The sequence below is a fragment of the Bradyrhizobium sp. KZN70725 genome (assembly GCF_055264925.1).
The window spans coordinates 1-20,806 of record NZ_JBUYWT010000079.1 but is presented as its reverse complement, the minus strand read 5'-3'; the positions used below and the strand labels follow the sequence as shown (position 1 = coordinate 20,806).

The 20,806-nt window shown below is 59.2% G+C and carries 12 protein-coding genes and 1 riboswitch; of the genes, 11 read left to right on the top strand and 1 reads right to left on the bottom strand.

The features are described 5' to 3' along the window. Positions 1-179: 179 nt before the first annotated feature. A riboswitch (cobalamin riboswitch) is annotated at positions 180-371 on the top strand. A 382-nt stretch (positions 372-753) separates the two neighbouring features. The 11 genes from ACZBJS_RS38475 to ACZBJS_RS38425 all read left to right on the top strand — a co-directional run bounded on the left by ACZBJS_RS38475 (position 754) and on the right by ACZBJS_RS38425 (position 19,659). After that, the gene (locus ACZBJS_RS38475; protein WP_463440024.1) at positions 754-1,830 is read left to right on the top strand and encodes a HoxN/HupN/NixA family nickel/cobalt transporter; all 1,077 of its coding nucleotides are present in this window, start codon (positions 754-756) and stop codon (positions 1,828-1,830) included. Positions 1,831-3,195: 1,365 nt separating this feature from the next. Next, positions 3,196-4,785 carry a flavin monoamine oxidase family protein gene (locus tag ACZBJS_RS38470; RefSeq protein ID WP_463440023.1) on the top strand — a complete coding sequence of 530 codons (1,590 nt, stop codon included), beginning with the start codon at positions 3,196-3,198 and terminating at the stop codon, positions 4,783-4,785. Positions 4,786-5,172: 387 nt separating this feature from the next. Then, positions 5,173-6,444, top strand: coding sequence for an MFS transporter (locus ACZBJS_RS38465; RefSeq protein WP_463440022.1), 1,272 nt, complete (start codon positions 5,173-5,175; stop codon positions 6,442-6,444). Then, a complete protein-coding gene (locus ACZBJS_RS38460) occupies positions 6,431-6,823 on the top strand; it encodes a 6-pyruvoyl trahydropterin synthase family protein (RefSeq protein ID WP_463440021.1) in 393 nt (130 codons plus the stop codon). The genes ACZBJS_RS38465 and ACZBJS_RS38460 overlap by 14 nt, the downstream gene beginning before the upstream one ends. Before the next feature lie 664 nt (positions 6,824-7,487). Next, a complete protein-coding gene (locus tag ACZBJS_RS38455; protein ID WP_463440020.1) occupies positions 7,488-9,017 on the top strand; it encodes a S10 family peptidase in 1,530 nt (509 codons plus the stop codon). A gap of 2,677 nt (positions 9,018-11,694) precedes the next feature. Next, positions 11,695-14,106 carry a 2-aminoethylphosphonate--pyruvate transaminase gene (locus tag ACZBJS_RS38450; protein ID WP_463440019.1) on the top strand — a complete coding sequence of 804 codons (2,412 nt, stop codon included), beginning with the start codon at positions 11,695-11,697 and terminating at the stop codon, positions 14,104-14,106. A gap of 31 nt (positions 14,107-14,137) precedes the next feature. Beyond that, positions 14,138-15,196 (top strand): dhydrorhizobitoxine desaturase, encoded by a 1,059-nt coding sequence (rtxC, locus tag ACZBJS_RS38445; RefSeq protein WP_229158304.1) that lies wholly within the window; start codon positions 14,138-14,140, stop codon positions 15,194-15,196. Further along, complete coding sequence (locus tag ACZBJS_RS38440) at positions 15,193-16,023, top strand: gamma-glutamyl-gamma-aminobutyrate hydrolase family protein (RefSeq protein WP_463440018.1); 831 nt, start codon at positions 15,193-15,195, stop codon at positions 16,021-16,023. Before rtxC ends, ACZBJS_RS38440 begins: the two co-directional genes overlap by 4 nt. A 149-nt stretch (positions 16,024-16,172) precedes the next feature. After that, entirely contained in the window at positions 16,173-17,042 is an 870-nt protein-coding gene (locus tag ACZBJS_RS38435) for an EamA family transporter (protein ID WP_463440017.1), read from the top strand. Then, positions 17,039-18,328 carry an ATP-grasp domain-containing protein gene (locus ACZBJS_RS38430; protein ID WP_229158307.1) on the top strand — a complete coding sequence of 430 codons (1,290 nt, stop codon included), beginning with the start codon at positions 17,039-17,041 and terminating at the stop codon, positions 18,326-18,328. Before ACZBJS_RS38435 ends, ACZBJS_RS38430 begins: the two co-directional genes overlap by 4 nt. Next, positions 18,325-19,659: a glutamine synthetase family protein gene (locus ACZBJS_RS38425; RefSeq protein WP_463440016.1), complete on the top strand. Its 1,335-nt coding sequence runs from the start codon at positions 18,325-18,327 to the stop codon at positions 19,657-19,659. Before ACZBJS_RS38430 ends, ACZBJS_RS38425 begins: the two co-directional genes overlap by 4 nt. A 220-nt stretch (positions 19,660-19,879) precedes the next feature. Here ACZBJS_RS38425 and ACZBJS_RS38420 read toward each other — a convergent pair whose 3' ends face one another. Beyond that, positions 19,880-20,179: a hypothetical protein gene (locus tag ACZBJS_RS38420; RefSeq protein ID WP_463440015.1), complete on the bottom strand. Its 300-nt coding sequence runs from the start codon at positions 20,177-20,179 to the stop codon at positions 19,880-19,882. Positions 20,180-20,806 lie beyond the last annotated feature (627 nt).

Genomic DNA, 20,806 nt, shown 5'->3' with positions numbered 1-20,806 from the left:
ACCGCCGTTTGTCTGCGCGAGCGGCGAGCGCCGCGCCGAGTTCTTGTGCAACAGAGCCGCAGTGTCTTGGCGCCTCGATCTCGTCCGCAATCCGAGGTTGAGGAGCAAAGTGCCCTTTTTCCTGAGCTGCGGTGTCGCACGATGTTCGCCAACGATTACTTGACACGCCCTCTGAAGCCATTTCGCTTGTCATCGGTAGTGTTCGAAAGGCTATTCAAGGGCGTTCGGCGGGTCCTGCCTGGCCCATGCCGGAGCTGTCCGACGCAACTGTAAGCGGCGAGGCGATGACCATTTCGTGCCACTGGGATTCGCGATCCTGAGAAGGTGGCCAAGAGCCGCGAACCAAAACCTGCTACCAGCCGTTGCCGTGCGCAAATGCGTCGGACGGGGTGCTCTGAGGCATTGGTTGGCCCGTTAAACTCGACTACGGCTCAGATCGAGGTTGCAACGTCAATGCGGCGGCGCAATCGCGCGACGCGAGCTGACGGCGGGATAGAAGCCGCACGAAGCGGTCCAGCACGTTAGCCCAGCAGAGCGGCACGAAAACTGCACCGCGAGGGGGGACCAGCCCTGAGAAGTAGGAAATGCCACTCAACTCCACTGCCGTTGCGACCAGCGCAATTGTCTCGTGCCGCGAATGGGCATGATCATCGGATGCTGTATCCGTCGGTTCGTCTTCAACCTGAACGAACCGGCTTTGACGCGCGCGGCACTTATGCAACGAGGGACGTTCGTGGTCGAACTCATCCTTGAATGCGCTGCCGAGGCAAGATCATGTTCGCATATCTAAAGCTTGCCATAGACGACGCATCGGCTGCCTCGCGTAGTCGAATCATCTCGCTCTATGCCTTCTTGTTGGCCATCAATTGCTTGGCCTGGACCTGGGCCATCGTGGCGCTGTCAGAGCGGCCGACGCTGCTGGCAACAGCGTTGCTGGCCTATGTGCTCGGCCTTCGGCACGCCGTCGATGCCGATCATATCGCGACCATCGACAATGTCGTTCGCAAGCTGATGCAGGATGGCAGACACCCCCTCGCGGTCGGACTTTTCTTCGCATTTGGCCATTCCTTGTCTGTTGCAGTGGCGGTCGCCGCGATCGCAGCTGCGGCACTCGCGCTGCAAAGCGGTTTCCAGGAGTTCCGGGCGGTTGGCAGCATCGTCGGTACCGGTGCATCGGCCTTCTTCTTGCTGACGATTGCCGCCATCAACCTTGCGATCCTACGGGATGTCTGGCGGAGCTTTCAGCGTGCGCGGCGTGGCGAACACATCGGAAAGCATGAGTTCGATCTGCTTCTGTCCGGTCGTGGCTTGCTGTCCCGCCTCTTGCGTCCGCTGTTTCGCATGGTGACGGCGAGCTGGCAGATGTTCGCGATCGGTCTGTTGTTCGGCCTCGGATTCGATACCGCGACGGAAATCAGCCTTTTCACCGTCGCAGCCGGGCAGGCTTCGGGAGGGCTGGACTTCAGTACGGTGATGATATTTCCGGCTCTCTTCACCGCCGGCATGATGCTCGTCGATACGACCGACAGCGTCTTGATGGTCGGCGCTTATGGCTGGGCTTTCCTCAATCCGATCCGCAAGATCTGGTACAATCTGACCATTACGGCCATCTCAGTCGTCGTGGCGCTGCTGATCGGCGGCATCGAGGCACTCGGCCTGCTCGCCAACAAATTGGCGCTTGAAGGCACCTTCTGGAGCGCAGTGGACGATCTCAACGGCAGCTTGGCCAATTTCGGCTATCTCGTGGTCGGCATCTTCCTAGTCAGTTGGGCGCTGTCATTTGCGATCTATCGCTGGCAAGGACTCGAAAAGCCGCTCAAGCCGGGGTGAGCTCATACAACCGGATGAGCTACGGCACGCCGAAGCCTCCAAGCTTATGCGCGACCTGATGCGCGAAAGCATCTCGGTCGACGAGTCCCCGCTCGTTGTGATGCGGCATGGGAAGCTCCTGCATGATTCATCCCTCTAGTCTCAGACTTGAAGTTTTTTGTGGGAATAGGATTGTCGCCACAAGCGGGGCTGACACGCCAGGTCTGGCGGAGGCCATTCGGCTTGACGAATGCCATAGCTGTTCCGCATCGTTGATAGCAAACATTATATCTGGCGGCGACGGATCTGCAGGGGCACCGGTACAAACGACATCAGGCGGATGCGCGTTCCAAAGCACAGCAAGGTAGATGGTTGGATCGTGACGGTCGCCATCAAGAAAAATGGCTACGACAAACGGCTTCTAGCACACAAGCTGCGTGACTGGTGTCGCCGGCGCGACCGAAGTCGTGGCTGACCAAGAAGGCGGGCATGCTAATGCCGCAATCTTCAGCTGTCCGATGCAGAGGGACAACTGCGACGGTCCGCGTTCGGCCGACGCGACTATCGTTGCACATGATGACAAGATCGAGCTAATCATCGCACGTCTTCGGCTTCATTAGCTCCGTGCGTCTGACATCGAACAATGTCGGGTTCAATACCACCGACCCAAAGGCGACGTCGAAATAGCCGATTGCAGGCGTTCAAAACTGCATTTGCGCTCCATGGCCAAGCGCGGTTAGTCCCGGCGCTCCACTGGTTCGCTGTATCCGCAATCGCCGGCGGAGTGGCTTGGTCATGGGACTAGAACCAGAAACTTCCGATATTGAGCTTGAGAGTCGCCAATGAAAGAGCGGCAACACCTCTGAGGACATCAGTCATCGTCTGGCCTACCGCACATCTGGGCGAGTCCGCTTCTCCGCCTATCGATGTCGTGAAATGTTGGCATCGCTCTTGCTGGTGCACAACAGAGTCAGTCGAATGCTTAAGAAGTCGTTCAAGGGGCTCGTGCCGCGTGATCAACTGCTTCGTTTTCCGTTGAACGGCTATACGTGTCTGGCAAGCGCCTCGAGGAGCGAAACGTCCGCGTCTTCGACGCGTCGAGCTCTGATCGACGGTTCGCTAATCGTCGAGGTGACTGGACGTTGGTTCATCAACTCAGGTGCACTGACCAGCTCCTGCGACCGCAGATCGGCCTGCCTACCTCGGGCCTGCGGACAGATAGCTATGATTGTTTTATCGACGACGATCGACGCGGTACACGACCAATGTGGGAATGACATAATCGAAGACGATCTCGCAGGCGTACCGCGGCAGCGCCACCAGTCTGCACTTCCGCGTGCGTACTGTTTTACAACTGATCGCAGGAGCCGGGAGGGGCGAACGCAGGTGCAGAATGAATCTGTGATCAGGCGGCGGGATCTGCTCGCGCTGATCGGCACTATCGCCGGCAGTTCGGCGATGTATCACGCGATGACGAGCCTCGGCTTCGCATCCGAGTCCGACTACAAAGGGCCGCTCAGGCTCGAGGGCGATGTCAAGGGCGCTTCGGTGCTGATCCTCGGCGCTGGTCTTGCCGGTATGACGGCGGCGTTGGAACTGCGCAAGGCCGGCTACAAGGTTCAGATCCTCGAATTCAATAGCCGTGCCGGCGGTCGCAACTGGTCGATCCGCGGCGGGGACAGCTTTACCGAGCTCGGCGGTTTCAAACAGGCCTGTGAGTTCGATCGGGGGCTCTATCTCAATCCCGGTCCGTGGCGGATTCCCTGTCACCACCGGGCGCTGCTCGATTATTGCCGCCGGCTCAACGTGGCGCTGGAAGCCTTTATCCAGCTCAACCATAATGCCTATCTGCACGCGACGCGCGCTTTCGACGGCAAGCCGCAGCGCTGTCGCAGCATCAAGGCGGATTTCCAGGGCGGCGTGTCGCAACTGCTCGCGAAAGTCAGCCAGCAGGGCAGGCTCGACGAGTTCGTCGACAAGGAAGACCAGGAGATCCTGCTGCAGTCGCTGCGCGATTGGGGCGCACTCGATCGCGACTACAAGTATAACGCTAACCTCGTCTCCGCCGAGTTCCGCGGCTATGCCCGCGATCCCGGCGGCGGCTTGATGGGCGATCCGCTGCCGAGCGATCCGGTCTCGCTGCAGGAGCTGTTACGATCGCGGATGTGGCATTATCTGCGGACCTATGCCCGCTACGACTTCCAGACCACCATGTTCCAGCCGGTCGGCGGCATGGACATGATCGGCAAGGCGTTCGCGCGCGAGGTCGGCGATCTGATCCGCACTAACGCCAAGGTGACGCAGATCCAGCAGAGCAGCTCCGGCGTCACTGTGAGCTATGTCGACACGACCGGTCCATCCGTCGTGCAGCAGGCGACCGCCGACTGGTGCATCTGCACCATTCCGCTGTCGATCCTGAGCCAGTTGCCAATCGATGTCGGCCGGCCGATGAAAAATGCGATCGATTCCGTGCCCTACGTCGCCTCCGTGAAAATCGGGCTGCAGTTCAAACGCCGCTTCTGGGAAGAGGACGAGGCGATCTATGGCGGCATCAGCTACACCGACCTGCCGATCCAGCAGATCGCCTATCCGAATACTGGCTTCAACAGTGGCGGCCGCGGCATCCTGCTCGGCGCTTACATGCATGGGGACGCCAATTCGTTCGAGTTCACCGCCATGACACCGGCCGAGCGGGTCGCCAGTGCGGTCGAGTTCGGTGCCGCAATCCATCCCCACTACAGGAAGGAATTCGAGCACGGCGTCGCGGTGGCCTGGCATCGCGTGCCGTTCACGCTCGGTTGCGCCGGCCAGTGGACCGAGGCCGCCCGCGCGCAGCACTACCGCAATCTGTGCCAGATCGACGGCCGCATCGCGCTGGCGGGCGAGCACGCCTCGCAGCTGCCATGGCAGGAGGGAGCGATTCTGTCGGCGCTCGACGCCATTACCCGATTGCACGAACGCGTGGTGAAGACGTGATGATGAGGGCAGGCACAGCTGTCGTCGCTGCGCTGGCGCTGCTGCCGGCAAGCGCGACCCTTGGAAGGGACGACGCCACGGGCAAGCGCTCCTTCTCCTCGGCCTGTGGACTTTCAACCAGCGATGAAGCTGTCGACCTCCCTGCAGAGCTGGAGACGCGGTGGGTCGGCGATGGCTACGACCGGCGTCCGCCAGGGAACCTTGCTTGCCAATGTGACGTCAACAGCGCCGTCTACTGGGAAGGCAACTGGGCTCAACAAGATGAAGGTCAGGCGCGGTGTGCATTCATTGAGTATGGGCTGAGCCGAACTGATAACGGCTAGCCGCTGTCTTTTCAAACCGTTCTCTTAAGGCACGTGCGAAATCGATTTCGGGAGGAATAGGCAGATGGCGAATCGTTACGTGCCACTCATTGGGATGGTCGCGTTGGCTAGTCAGCAGTATCTGGCGATCGCGTTCATCTATTCGGCCATTCCCGTGATCCTTCGAGGCAACGGTGCCAGCCTGGAACTGGTCGGCCTGTATGGCACCGCTTTCTTTGCATTCACCGTTAACTTCCTTTGGGCCCCGGTGGTGGATCGATGGAGCCTCAATCGTCTCGGGCTGAGACGTTCGTGGATCCTGTTGACCCAAGTCGCCAGTACCATTGTGCTGGCAGCAATGGCATTCTTGAACCCGAAGACCGATTTTGTGTCGCTTTTTCTTGTCTCCCTGGTACTTGCGACCATTGCCGCCACGCAGCGGATCGCAACTTTGGGCTATATAGCCGAAGCTCTCGATTCCAGCGAACGGCCGCTCGGCGCAGCGCTGCTGGGTTGGGGCCGGGCCATCGGCCATGTAATCGGCGGCGCCGTCTGCCTCCAATTGATCGAGATGGTCGGTTGGCGTCCAGCTTTGTTGGGTTTGGCGATGCTGCTAGCCGTTTTCGCTGGTTGGGTGTTCGCTATTTCTGAACCGCTCCAACGCAGCGACCGATGGAGCTCGACGCAGCGCCTCTCGATCTCCGCGATCTTTCGCTATCATGGCCTGTGGACGACGGCCGCATTGATCGCGCCGGCGGTTATCGGGATCGCTGTGGCGTTCGCGACGGTTCAGTTACGGCTCGTTGACCTCGGCTTCGCCGCGGCAGACATTGGATGGATCGGAGCGCTTTCGAACGTATTGACGTATACGCTGGTAGCGCCGCTGACCAGCGCCATCATCGGCCGAATGGCACCGCAGCGAGGCTTGATCTGGGGCTGCGCAGTCATGGCGATAAGTTTCGGCACGCTTGCGATGGTTGATCGCTACGTCAGCGTTCGCGTGAGCGCCGTTGTGAGCGTCGGCATCGTGTTCGCGGCACTCGCTGTTCAACATGTCACGTTCACGAACTGGTTTCTCGGGCTCGCCCGGCCGGGCAAGGCGGGCACAGATGTCACGTTTCTGACTTCGGTAATGTCGGCGTCAGCGTTGGTCGGCTTCGCGGCGAGCGGGTTTGCCGTGGCAAGATTGGGTTACGCGGTCACGCTGATACTGCCGGGCCTCGGCTCTGCTCTCTCGGCCTTGCTCGGCCTGGCATTGCTCCGTCAATCTGATAAGGAAGGGCCGGCGAGAGTTAGCAGGCCCTTTTCTGCGGAGCAAGTTGTTGGCGCGAGGGACTTACGGAATGAACGGCCATGATGGAGTGATCACGCTGATTGGCCGCACCTATAGTTTTGAATCAGCTCATCGCCTTCCCAATCTCCCCGATGGCCACAAATGTAAGAACCTACACGGCCACAACTACCGTATGGAAGTGGTGATGCGCGGAGGGGTGGACGCGAGGGGCTTCGTGAGGGACTTCGCTGAGATGGATGCCGAGCTGGAGCCGCTGCTGAAGCTCGTCGATCACCGACTGCTCAACGATGTCGACGGACTGGAGAACCCAACCGCCGAGATCATCGCCTGTTGGTTCTTTGATCGCATTCCCAATTGCGCGAGTGTGCGGATTTATGAGACCGCCGACTGTTGGGCGGAGGTGGCGGCTTATGGCGAGAGTCCAAAATGCACGCCGAGTTAGTCGAGGGCGGTGAAACGCCGATGCGACTGCGCTATGGATGCCGGGCAATGTGGCCGGTGCTCGGCGGCGTTCGGTATAGAACTCGACCGTTATTCATCAGCCGGGCCGCTCATCCCCATTGGCCTGCCACGGTGGAAGAGTTCCCGCGCCCAGTCATCGGACCGCTCACCCGGTCGAGATGCAGTAGTCTAGGTCGCTGCAGGCTTGTCTGGCATCGTCGCCGGCCGTGCCACATCGCCCTGATGGCGTGACGCGGCGCCGACATTCTACTCGTAAATCAGCGAGCTGATTGGCATCCGAGGGCCGGATACTGCGATTGCTCTTGAGCACACCGATCGACAATGCGCTTCACTGATGTGGCCTGGCTCTCGAACTACTCTCGAAGCAGTTGCTCCGCCTGTCGTCGATCACGACTTGCCTGACAGCCACAGCCTCATTTTGTGCGGAAAGTCCATACGCACGACCATGCGCCCTCTTGGGGCGCTTTGCTGAAACCGTGACGGGCACGTCTTGGAAGTGTGTGGAATGACGGTTTTGCGTCTCAGGCGATGGTGACGACTACTCGATCCGGTAGCTTTGTTGTTCAGCAGCATGAGCTACTCGTTAGGGCCGTTTGACAGACACGCCTCGCGCACCAAGGGCCGCGCCGGGCAGGGGAAACGCGATGAAATTGACCGCTCCGGGTCTCACTTCTCTTGCGCTGATCTTGTTCGCCTGCGGGGCAACAGATAGCGCTTGGGCCAACGATCCGTCGCCCGCCCAGGTCACAATACCGGCCGGCCAGAAGGGTGGTGGCGGGCAAAACCTGGGTATGTCGTCACTGACCGAGCAGCATCGCCTGCCGCCGGACTCCAGCACCAGGCACACCCTTGAGCTGCCTGGGCGGACGCTTTCTTTCATCGCGACCGCCGGTTCCATCCGCCTGTTCGACGATAAGGGTGAGTCGCAGGCCGATATCGTCTATACCTCCTATCAGCTTGAGGGCGCTGATCTCGGCACGCGCCCGGTGACATTCTTCTTCAACGGCGGACCAGGCTCATCATCGGCGTGGCTGCAGCTCGGCAATGCCGGACCGTGGCGGCTGCCGATCAATGCTGACGAGGTCACGCCATCGACATTTCCGCAGGTGAGGCCAAACGCGGAAACATGGCTCGATTTCACTGATCTGGTGTTTCTCGATCCTGTAGGCACCGGCTATAGCCGTTTCACGGCGACCGGCGATGACGCGCGCAAGTGGCTCTATTCCGTTGAGGGCGACGTCAACGCGCTCGCGCTGGTGATCCGTCGCTGGCTCGAAAAGCATGACCGGCTGTTGTCGCCGAAGTGCATCGCGGGTGAAAGTTATGGCGGCATTCGTGGGCCAAAGGTCGTCGACCAGTTGCAGATGCGGCAGGGCATAGGCGTCAGGGGCCTGATCATGGTCTCGCCAGTGTTCGACTACAGCGCCGGCAGGAGCGTGCTGCAGTACGTCGCCACGCTGCCCAGCTATGTCGCGACCCTGCGTGAAGCCGAAGGTTCGGTAAACCGAACCGATCTCGCCGACGTGGAAGCCTATGCGCGCGGCGAGTTTCTGGTCGATCTCATCAAAGGCCTGGCCGACAAGGAAGCAACTACGCGTCTGGCCGACAAGGTCGCGGTGCTGACCGGCATCGAGCAAGCGGTCAGCCGCCGGCTCGCCGGCCGTTTCGAAGTCGCCGAATTCCGCCGTGAGTTCGACCGCAACAATGGCAAGTTAATCGGCAGGTATGATGCCTCTGTGCGTGGCCTCGATCCATATCCGGAGTCCGATTTCCAGCTTTCAGGCGATCCCTCAAGCGATACGCTGGTGGCGCCTCTGACCAGCGCCACTGTCGATCTCCTTACGCGCAAGCTTGGCTGGCGGCCGGAGGGCTCCTATGAACTGGTCAATCGCAAGGTAAGGGAGGCCTGGGATTTCGGCCGCAGCCCTCCGGAGTCAGTTTCGGAGCTGCGCAAGATTTTGGCGACGGACCGGAACATGAAATTGCTGGTCGCGCACGGGCTTTTTGATCTCGCTACGCCATATTTCGGATCACAGATCGTGCTCGATCAACTGCCGCCATTTGCCTCCACACCGCGCGTCAAACTTGTTGTGTTTCCGGGCGGCCACATGTTTTATTCACGAGATGCCTCGCGCCACGCTTTTCGAGCAGAGGTCGAAGCCCTGATGAAATAAGGCCGATGCCAGGCCTGGTCAGGAGCAAGGCCGCCTTCGCACAAACACAATGTCGCTGATGCTGCGGGACAGAGCACAAGGGGGCCGGTCTCTCGCCGATCAAGGCGTGGATCGGCGTCGTCAGGCCGCTAGACGACGCAGTCCAAAAATGGCTGCGAACAAAAACTCGGCCTGATCAGCCAAGGAGCAAGCTGGCGGACGCCATCTGATGCGCGCTCTCACGCTGGGCGGGCGTGACGGCTTCGTCGAAGATAGCCGAATCGAGCTCGACAATAACGTCGCCCGCGCGCGATCTGCCCGATCACGCTCACGGAGAACGCATCGTTCGCAGGTTCTGATGGCGATGCCCAACGCTGCGCAGTCACCGCCTCCTTGGCCAAAACCTGTAAGTGCCTAATTATACCGACGGCGGACCTACAGCATCGATGTTATCACCAGGGTCGTCAACGATGACCCGAACCACTTGTCGACAGTTTTGTTGCCACAGGTCCAGGGACACAGTTGGAATCCGGCTTAAGCGAGCCATCAATCTTCTTGAGGTGCGTTGGTGAGTAACAAGAACATATCATCGCGAATTTTGTTAGGCCTCAAGGCGCGCGAATCGCTTTCCCAGTGAGGCGCGCTTCTCGGAATTGGTAGAGCGAAGCGCTTCCTGGAGAGCCAAAATGAATTTGAGCCCGTGCCTTGCGGCACACTTCGGTGAAGTGATTGTGAGGGGCTGGCTCATGAAGCAAGCTTTTATTCGCCGCAAGTACCAGGCGAGCTTCGATTTGTCCTTTCGATCACCCAAAACCGGCATGCATTCCTTAATGCCTCTTACGGGCCATGAGTCGATCTTCTCAGAGAGTTGGTGCCAAAATCCCCCGGTTTGCGACGCTTCGGAAAGAAGGCGCGGGTGTTTGGAGGAGCCACCCGCGCCAAGTTTGCTTCGCCAGCTTGGCCGCCTTGGGGGCGTGAAGATAAACAGCCAAGCCGATGAGGTTCTCAGCAATTCATGTGCCAAGAGGGTCACGATGCAAGAGTAGACACAAACAGGCGCTACTCGACAGAGCGCAGCGGCCAGGCAGACACGACGGAAAATCGTGCGGCCGATTGCTGACAGGCCGCGCACGACTTGCGATCCAAACGTGCGGCACTCAGGAGGTTTAATCAACAAGCAACGTCCTCAGCAACCCGCGTTTTGGACCATCATCGTTCTGTCAGAAAAGCCTGCCGTCGAACCCGAGCGAGCTGGTTACTCTTTGTTGGACATGCGCTCATCGTTCCGTTCCAAAGTCTGGTTTTCCGCACTCTCATTCGAGAGTCCTGGAAACCCGGACCCAGCGGCAAGTGTCTCGACCCGGAAAAAGGGTGAGCTTTCACCACGCGGGTGGCATAATCCGCGCAACATTGCACAAGATGACGGTACCGCAGCCGGAGTTTCGCGAAGACAATCGAATGGTCTTAGGAGCTCGCGAATACCGCGTCGTCAATGATAGGTCACCTGCGAGGGCCACCTCAAGCTGGCGCAAAGAGCTGCAAGTTGCTCGATAGAGTCACCCTGGATTGCCGTTCGCGCATGCCAACGAGCATCGGAGCATGAGCGATCATCTGATCGGGAGGAGCGACGCCAGAAAGCAGCAGTCGTCCTCCATTGTCTTCCAGCTGCGTCATTGTTTGTCCGCAGCCTGCGAAAGGACCGGCTGAACCGCCACAGCCCTGAGCGGAAGCTTCCCAGCGCGTCGGCCGGGCAGAGGTTGAATTATGTGGTCAAGCTCAAGGTTAACGAACTGCAGAACCGGGCGCGGCTGACGGACACGCAGCGCCAACAGACCCGTGTATCTGTTTGCCGATGTGGCAAAGCGCCGCGCAGGCAACGCAGGCGGAGTAGGCAGGGCTGACCGTCCGTGGCCATTAGCTCAGGTGAATTCCGACAGCGTCATTGAACTCCAGGCGACTACGGAGCTCTTTCGAGAATCTCCGCACACGTCGTGTTGTCTCACGAAGGTGGAGGCGCACGTCAGGAAAAATTCACACGAGAAAATTCCGGAGAGGGTTGAAACGCACCTAACGTCAAGTTGTACGATCTGAAAAATAGACGGCGAGGGTCGTCAGCGTACAAAAACCTCCAACGAGCGACAGTGTGCGAATGTCTCAAGTCTTAGGCTCACGCAGGAAGCGGCAAGCATCAAATGCGCCGTGCCGGGATCCGGCCCGGCCGCCACGGTCCGACGCGCACTGCTAATCCGATTTCAATATTGCCGGAGTGGCGCGCGTAAGCCGTCCGGTTGGACTGTAGATGCGCGGCGACAAGCCGACACTCGCGCTCAAATCTGCGGGATGCGTATGGCCGGATCAGAGTGGCGCGTCGCGCCAAATGGGGTTCGAGGGGCGGTCATAATACGAACTGTTGGGAGATCTGAATGACGTCGCTCGAGAGCCTTGCGAGACATCACTTCGCATCCAAGACTGGATGTGCAGGTTGTCCCTGGGCAGCTTCTTCGACTGCCGATCCGAAGCGCACCCGGGCTCTATCGCGCAGGGCTCAAGGCTCTTGAACGGCGCTCGCCGTCTCTTTGCTGGGGCGGTTTTGCTCCAGATGCATCGATGAATACAACTGAGGGGGAATAGTGTGACAAGACAGCGTTCTTTGCTGACGCCTGGTCCATTGTCGTTATCGCTGGATGTCAGGAGCCAAATGCAGCTTGACCTTGCATCGCGCGATTGCGAGTTCAAGGAAGTGACCGCCCGCATGCGGCGGCTGATCCTCAATTTGCTGGCAAATGCCGACGACTATTCGGTGGTCCCGATTCAGGGAGGCGGCTCTTTTGCGATGGAAGCCGCTCTGTCAACATTCGTGGCTTCAGCCCACAAGCCACTCGTTTGCATAAACGGCATCTATGGCGAGCGCATATACAAGATGCTGCGGCTATGGGGGGTCGAAGCGCAGACGCTTGCCAAGCGGGCGACCGACCCTTTGGATCCTCAGGAGATCGGCGAGCATCTGAACCGAAATCCCGGCGTTACGCACCTGTGTTTCGTTCATTGCGAGACCACGACCGGCATCGTCAATCCGCTGGATGCAATCGTGGAGGAGGCGAGGCGGCGTGGCGTGAAGACGATCGTCGACGGGATGAGTTCTTTTGGCGGTATCGATATTGACCTGAGCAAGGGGGGCCCTGACGTCCTGGTCACGTCGAGCAACAAGTGCATAGAGGGGCCTCCGGGAGTAGCGTTTGTCATCGCGTCTCGCGAACTATTGGAGAAAGCGGTTCAAGAGCCGAGGTCATTTGTGCTTGACGTGAGAGATCAATGGCTCTCGCTGGAGCGCACAGGTGAATGGCGTTCGACACCTCCCACCCATATCGTTCAGGCAACGACCAGGGCACTGGAGATCCTGGAGGAAGAGGGCATTCCTGCCCGCCGCCGCAGGTATGAGAAGGTCAGGGACGATCTCCTCAAGGAGCTCGAGGGACTGGTCTCCCCGCTGCTAGCCGCGAACGTGCAGTCACCGGTCTGCGTTGCGTTCGTTGCGCCGTCGGGGATGGCGGATCAGGCGGCATTTGACGGGCTGTATCGCCACCTGGCGAGCCACAACCTTTACATCTACTCCAAGCTGCACGTTGCGACGCGGAGTTTCCGGATCGGCTGCATCGGGGAAATTCAATCCGGTTGGATCCAGCAGTTGGGTTGCGCCTTCCGGACATACTTCCGCCCTGGTCAGGGTGCGGCAGCGCGACCAATATCCGCCCAGGAGACATCCCAGGCCCTCGTCAAGGTGCCGCCTAGCGTGGCAGCGGGCGCGCAAGTGCCATGGTCCCCCGAGACTGCCGTTCTGCACGCGGGTTACCGTCGCGACCCGGTGACGAAAGCTGTGGCCGTGCCGATATATCAGAACACGGCTTATGAACTCGATGGCGATCTGAACCACATTGCCGATGTCTACAACGTCAAGGCTGATGGGTTCACCTATACAAGGATCATCAATCCGACGACGCGCGCGCTGGAAAGAAGGTATGCGGCGGTCGATACGGGAAGGGATTCGCTCGCCGTCGCATCAGGGCAAGCGGCAACCTTCCTTGCCATCGTCAACCTGGCAAGCGGGCAGGTCGGGGATAATGTCGTCGCCTCGCCATATCTGTATGGCAATACCTGGAACCTGCTCCATAACACGCTGAAGCGTCTTGGCATCAGCGTCAGGACGGCGGATCCTCGAAGGCCCGAGACGTTCGAACGTGCCATCGATGATCGCACGATATGCCTGTTCGGAGAGGTGATTTCGAACCCCTGTCTGATTCCGCTCCCGGTCAAGCAGCTCGCGGAGATCGGTCGGAAGTACGGCGTTCCCCTGGTGGTGGATAATACGACGACGCCACTGGTGTGCCGGCCGTCAGATCTCGGTGCTGCGATCACGACGTACTCCGCGACGAAATACATATGCGGCCATGGCACCACACTGGGCGGACTGATTGTCGACAACGGCAAGTTCAGCTACCGCGGGGCCTCCCGCTTTCCGCTGTTCAACGGTCCTGACGAGGCGCATGGCGGGATTATCTGGCGCAGCGCGCTGCAGGATATCGACGATCTTGGAAAAAGCGAGTTTCTGCTGAAGGCTCGCATGACTTGGTTGCGCGATACGGGGGCTGCGATCGCTCCGTTTGCGAGCTTCCAACTGATCCAAGGGCTTGAGACGCTGCCGCTTCGCATGAAGCAGCACTGCGCCAACGCCAGGGTCGTCGCAGACGCTCTCAAGAAGCATCCAAAGGTGCGCCGTGTCTTCTATCCGGGGCTCTTCGAAGGCGCCGATCGGGAAACCGTCGACCAGACGCTCAACCCGGCATATGGGCACGGCGCAATGGTCATGTTCGAGGTGGAGGACGAGCTGGCCGGACGCAAGTTCATCCAGAACGTCGACTTGATGTATCACGTTTCGAATGTCGGGGATGCCCGCACACTGGTGACGCATCCCGTCTCCACGACACACACAACCGTTCCACGGGAGAAGCGCGAGGCCGCGGGCATATTTGGCGGTTCGATCCGGCTTTGCGTCGGCATCGAGGACGTCGACGACATTGTCCGCGATCTGCACAAGGCGCTCTCCGCAATCTGACAACCTAGAAGGTGATCAGGAAGGGATTCTCATGAATCAGCCAGAAGCTTGGAAACTGAGGTCGTCACGCTATGAGGCCGTGCCATTCAGCCGCGAGATCAATAAACAGCTCTCCGAGCTGAGGCCCGATAACATAACGGGTGCTGCGTATATCGCGAAAGACTACGTCGTGATCGCGGCGTGCACGCTCGCGACCGTGTCGGTCTCATGGTGGTTGTATCCACTCGCAGTTCTTCTGATCGGCGCCTACCAGCGCGGATTGACGACGATCGCCCATGATGCGGCCCACCGCACGCTCGCGAAGAACACCACCTGGAACTACGTCCTCGGGATTCTGTTCGCTGCCTATCCGCTGTTCCAGCGCCACTGGGCCTACCGGATCTCACACGTCTATTTGCATCATCCCTATCTCGGCGACCCGGACAAGGATCCTGACCTGAAGTTCTTCATGGCCAACGGTGTTTATGACGTGCAGCCGCCTGAGCGATACGCGTTCAACCTGATCTGGAAGCCGATATTTGGCGGTGCGACGGTGGCGTACCTGAAGTATCTCTGGACCAACCGGTTTTCGATCAGAGATGCCGAGGACGAGAGCCGCTCAGGCATACTTATCGACAAATATGGCTTCTATCTCTTCTGGATCTGCATCCTGGGCGGATCATATGCCCTTGGGCTGCTCCACATCGTGATCCTGTTCTGGATCGTGCCCTATCTCACCACGTTCCAGGTGCTTGGCTGGTTTGTCGAACTCGCCGAGCACTCACCGATGTGCGAGACCGAGACGCAGAACGTCTATCTGACCAGGAATCGCAAAGGAAATTTCCTGGAGCGGGCCATCCTGGGGCAAAACCTGGATGAATATCACCTCGAGCATCACCTCTCGCCCGGGATCCCGTTTTGGCTGTTGCACAAAGCCCAGAAAATCAGGATGCAGGATCCGGCTTACGCAAAGGTTGCCGCAAGCTGGGGAGGGCTCTTCGTCAAGGGGCCGCAAGGTCAGCCGAGCGTCATCACTCAGTTGAAGGAGCGAAACCGTCGTCTGTATGAGCAGTCTGTGCGCGGTGCCAGCACGAGCGGACAACCCGCGTGACATTGCACCGGCCAGACAAAGCCCGCGCCGTGGTCGGCATCACCTCGAACCGTCTGTTGGTCGATGGTGTGCATCGCGATTGGTTGCGGCGCAAGTACGTCAAGGCCCTGCTTCATCATGCGGGAGTGGCGTGCGTCATATTGCCGACGATTGACGCTGAAGATGCGTCGGTTGAAACCGCTCCGGCGATCATGCAGGCTCTCGACGGACTCGTGTTGACGGGAGACGAATCCAATGTCGATCCTGCGGTTTTGACGGCGCCTGCGTCCTGTCCGGGAGCTGATCAGCAGGACATCGAGAATGGAATCCGTGATCGTCCCCGGGACAGGCTATCCGCGGTAGCGATCAAGAATGCAATTGCGCTCCGAATGCCGATCCTGGGCATCTGCCGCGGTTTGCAGGAGCTCAACGTCTATTTCGGCGGCACGCTTCGCTCATCCCTTAGCGCGTGGAGTCTGGGAAGTGGCCAGATGCATGCCGAGAAGACAGACCGCCCGAGAGATCGCCAGTACGATGTCGCACATAGCATCAGGGTATGTCCCGACGGTGCGCTCTTTCCGATCGCGCGCACCGTCGAAGCACAGGTCAACTCCCTTCACAATCAAGGCATAGAGGTGCTGGCCAGTGCGCTAAGACGGGAGGCGTGGGCGCCTGACGGTCTGGTCGAAGCGGTCTCGGTCGTGGGCGCGCCGACGCTGCAGATCGCCGTGCAATGGCACCCCGAATGGCACGCCTCAACCGATCTGCTGAGCAAGCGACTATTTGCGGCGTTCGGAGAGGCGTGTCTTGCATACGCCGAACAAAGAAGCACGAGAGGTGGACAGTGACATTTCAAACCAAGCGCGGTCCGCTCAGATCAAAAGGGGAGTGCACCGGAACCGACGCGCCGGCATGGTTCGGGGCGCGCGCTGCGCCGCGACAGCCTCGAAGCAACGGCGGACGATCGACAAGCCGCTTCGCTCTGGGAGTTCTCTTTGTGGCGCTTTACGTCGTCCTGAGCGCGGCAGGCGAGGTGTATGCGGCATCGTATTTTCAGCAAGCAGACCTGTTCGTCGCTCTGTTGGTGTCCTTTGCTGCGGTATGTCTGTCGTTCAATCTGCTGGCTGGTCACGGGACGGGCAAGGCACGAGCAACGAAGCCAGCGCTCGTGGCTTTTGTGTCGCTCAACCTCGTGACCGCGATCAGCTGGATCGGATTGTTTGTCGGCCTGAAATACGCCGAACCTGCGATCGTCGTCGCGTTCATGGTGGCGCTAGGACCCGCCGCAACGGTTTGGTTGAATGCGCTGATCAGGCGGAAGGGTATCCCTCCGGCATCCGACATCGTCGTGAGCGCCACGATTGCGATGATTGGCGGCTACATGATCTGGATCTCGGTCAGCGGCAATGCGGGCGTACAGTGGGGACCTCAATCGTCCTTCGGCATCGTCCTCGCAATCGTGGCCGGCCTATCGCTGGCGCTCACAAATATACTGGTCAAACTGCTGTTCGATTGCGGGTTTTCGGGCCGACAGGTATTGGCGCATCGGTTCTATGGAACGATTCTCCTGTTGCTGGGACTGGTCGACTATTCCTCCATGATGCTTGAGATCTCGCAACATTGGCGTGCGATCGCGGCGATTGGGCTTTCCACGATCATTGTTCCGCTGCTCTTGATTCAGGAGGGCATCCGCCGCGTCGAGCCCTTCACCGTCAACATGGTGCTGTCCACCGCCCCTGTCATCACGTTCCTGTTCCAGTACTTCGATTCTCGTATCGTGCCTTCGCTCCACACGTTCATTGGAAATGTTCTCATCACGATTGTCGCTATCGGCAACGTCTACTCGCAATATCGGAGGACCGCATGAACGAACGCAAATGTGTAATCGTCGACGCATATTCGACTGGCAGATTTCTACCTGAAGAGTTCAGGCGGTACGGAATTGGAACGGTGCACGTGATGTCGGCTGCACAGATCCCAGCCATCTTCCAGTCCCATTTCGACGCGGACCTGTATGATGAAGTCATTCGTCCCCGCGAATGCATGGCCCACGACGAGATCGTTGAATTTCATCTTCAGGCGCTCCGCGGCAGGGAGCTGGATTTCGTTATTGCGGGGTCCGAGACCGGAGTTGAGCTCGCCGATTCCATCTCGGAACGGCTGGGCTTGCCTTCGAATGGGACGGCTCTGTCAGCCGCCCGGCGTGACAAATCGCGGATGTCCGAAGCGTTGGCCGCGGCAGGCGTGCGATCGATCAGGCAGGTCGTGTCAGACAATGCCGTTGAGATCGCAAGCTGGAAACGTCAAGAGAACTTCGATGAGATCGTGATCAAGCCGCTGAACAGCACAGGCACGGAGGACGTGTTCTTTTGCTCGGCCGATGCGGATGTCGAGCGCGCTCTGGCTGCCATCGTCGGAAAGACGAACCGGGTCGGAGCGTTCAATGAACTGGCGCTTGCACAGGAGAAAATAAACGGTCAGCAATATACCGTGAATGCCGTCTCGATCGATGGAGAAGCGTTCGTCACCGAGGCCTGGACCTATGAGACCGTTCCCGTCGAGGGCGCGTCATCGGTCTGCTCACGCGAGTGGTTGCTGGGAGCCAGGGAGCCAATCGTTCTGGAACTGTCCGATTATCTTGTGCGTGCGTTGCAGGCGCTGCGGATCGTCAACGGACCCTCGCATGCAGAGATCATCGTCGATGATCGCGGACCAGTTTTGGTTGACTTCGGAGCGAGACTGCAAGGAACCATGTCGGCAAAGGCCCGGACCATGGCGTTGGGTGACAATCATATGTCGCTGACGGCCTGGCGGTACGCAAATCCCAAGGAATTTGGGGAGTGTATGAGGTTGCGTGGGGCCTACAAGCGACAGGCTCATGCACTGTGCGTCTCGTTGATTTCCGATATGAGCGGTGTCGTTGCCGGTTACTCCGGATTAGATGCAATCCGCAAGCTCTCGAGCTTCGCGGATGCCATCGCATTCGTTCCGATAGGCCAAAAGCTGGTCCCGACGATCGACCTGGTGTCCACACCCGGCATCGTATACCTCGTCAACAACGACTTGGTACAGCTTGAGGATGACTATCGCCAGTTGCGTGCGCTGCGGATGAACCAGGTGTTCGATCTGACGGCGCAGGAAGGCGGCGAATGACGGACATCCGTGTGGCTCGCACGAACTCGCCTCGTGCGGCGATGATTGGCGTAAGCGACTTTGACGGCATCCTTCGAGGTAAGCACGTCCTGGGTGAAGATCTCTCGGATGGAGACAAGATCGTCAAGTTCTCTGAAGCTGTGCTGGCGTGGGATTGTGCGGACCGGGTCATTCCCGCAGGATTTACCCAAAAGCCGCTCTCAGCATTTGGAGATGCCGATCTGCGTGTTCTGTCCGGCACAGGCCGTTTGGTATCTTATCTCGGCGATCAGGATCTCTACCTTGCCGAGTTTATGGGCGCACATGAGGACATCTGCCCGCGAGGTATCCTGCGCAAAGTCCTGAAAAGGGCAGCTGATCACGGATACGGCTGCACGGCCGGGTTCGAGTTCGAGTTCATGCTGTTCAATGAGAACGCCGACACAATTGAGGACAAGCCGTTCGGCCAATGGGCTCCGTTCACGCGAGGTCCTTTCGGTTACTCGATTGCGCGCTCTGTCGCGCACCAGGAGCTGTTCGGCGAGATCCTGGCGCTTTGTGAGAAGGCCAGAATACCTCTCAGCGGCTTGCACTTCGAGACAGGGCCGGGCGTGGTTGAAGCATCACTTCATCATTGTAATGCCCTGGAAGCTGCGGATCGCGCGATCATCTTCAAGGCAATGATAAAAGCCTGGGCGCAAACGAAGGGCATGATGGCAACATTCATGGCCAAGGTATGTGAGGAGTGGCCCGGCCAGTCGGGCCATATTCACATCTCGATGTTCTCGGACGGTCGGAATGTGTTTTACGACAGTAACGCGTTTGGCAACGTCTCAAAGATCATGGGGAAATTTATCGGCGGACAACTGAACTACATGAATGAGTTCTGTGTCCTCGCCGCGCCGAACTTCAATAGCTACAAGAGACTGGTCCCCGGCTACTGGGCGCCGGTCTGCCCAAGCTGGGGAATTGACAACCGCTCCTGCGCGGTGCGGGCCATTCCGGGGGAGCCGTCTGCACACCGGCTTGAGTACAGGCTGGCTGGCGCAGACATGAACCCATATCTCGCTCTCTCATGTGCCGTCGGTTCGGGCATGCTGGGCGTCGAGACAGATGCGGTCTTGCCGACTTCGATCGTCGGTGATGCGAGCATGGAGATGTGTTCTCGCTCCGGGAGGCTGCCTCAAAGCCTGTCAGAGGCAACATATCGGTTTGCACAGTCCCCGGCGGCCAACGATGTGTTCGGAGAAAGGTTTGTCGAGGCCTTTTCCAGCTCCCGGCGCTGGGAGTGGGAGGCCGTTCAACATCGGGTGACTGACTTTGAACGTCGGCGGTACTTCGAGATCATCTAGCTGTTCGCCCTATTGAGGATTGCGGCCATTGCGCTGCAGTTGATCAGGGCCAGGGCGTCCGTCCGGGACAGCCGCGCAAGTTCACGCCTGGACCCTTCCTTCCTTCGCCGTCTTCCTGGAGGCTGGCGACCATCACAATGTAGCTATCCATGTTGCGGCGCGTCAGCTGAACCTCCGGCCGCATGGCGCGACCGGAGGTTGACCCCAACAGGGATTCGCGTCAGTGCCGCTTGCTGCTTATCGGCGTGTCGTTAGTCGCAGGGTCGTCAACTGCCTCATTGTCGGACGCGTTGCCGTCGTCTGCATTCTTTGCGCCCTTGGTCGACTTCCTGCCCGCTTTTGCGCCCGCAGTCCTGAGCTTAGGTGAGGAGTCCTCATCATCGCTCATCCCGCTCTGTGTGCTTGTTCCTTGCACGCCTTTGCGAGCCTTGGCGTCCGCGGCAAGGCTTTGCGCAATGACTGGGTACGCAAGGAAAGCCGCAAGGCCGCATGCGAGTACAGAGGTCTTCACCAATTTCATTCGTGTCTCCTGGGTCGATTTGCTTGCGACGAACGATTTCGGCTCAACGCCGCGCCGTCCGCCTGCACCGCTTGCATCGCGTCAAGCGCTCGAGCAGCGCGGCTTCATCTAATCTCTCTTGTGTGGTCATCGTTTAGGAGATTTGAGGTAAATTCGCGAAGTTGTTGTCTTACCTGTGGCGATACAACATCCGTATCGTCGGGAGGAGTCGAGGATCTGCGCTGCTGAAATCGCCGGAGTCCCCGGCCGGGGGAGATAGATGCGCGCGTCTGGCGGCTTTGAAGTTCTCACCTCTGCAGTCATCTCAAGGCAGGCACCGCTTTTGTCGTCGCGCTTGTCAGCATCCTGTAAGCTAGGCTCCGCAGTCTACCGCAATCCGAAGGCCGGCTTTGGCGGTTCTCACGGTGCTGGCCGGGATAGGGGAACGTCGCCGGGATTCTCGGTTGAATCGTCCCTATCGTGAGTCTGCGTTTGCGCGACGGTCCTCGCTTGGTGCGAAATCCGTCGCAGGGCCGCCCCTAGTGGCTCGTCACAGTGATTTTGACGGTTTGATACCGAGCCAGCTTAGGATCGGCAAGTTCTCTGGCGGCACGAGGATTTCGATGCTTCTGGGGATATCGGCTCGAC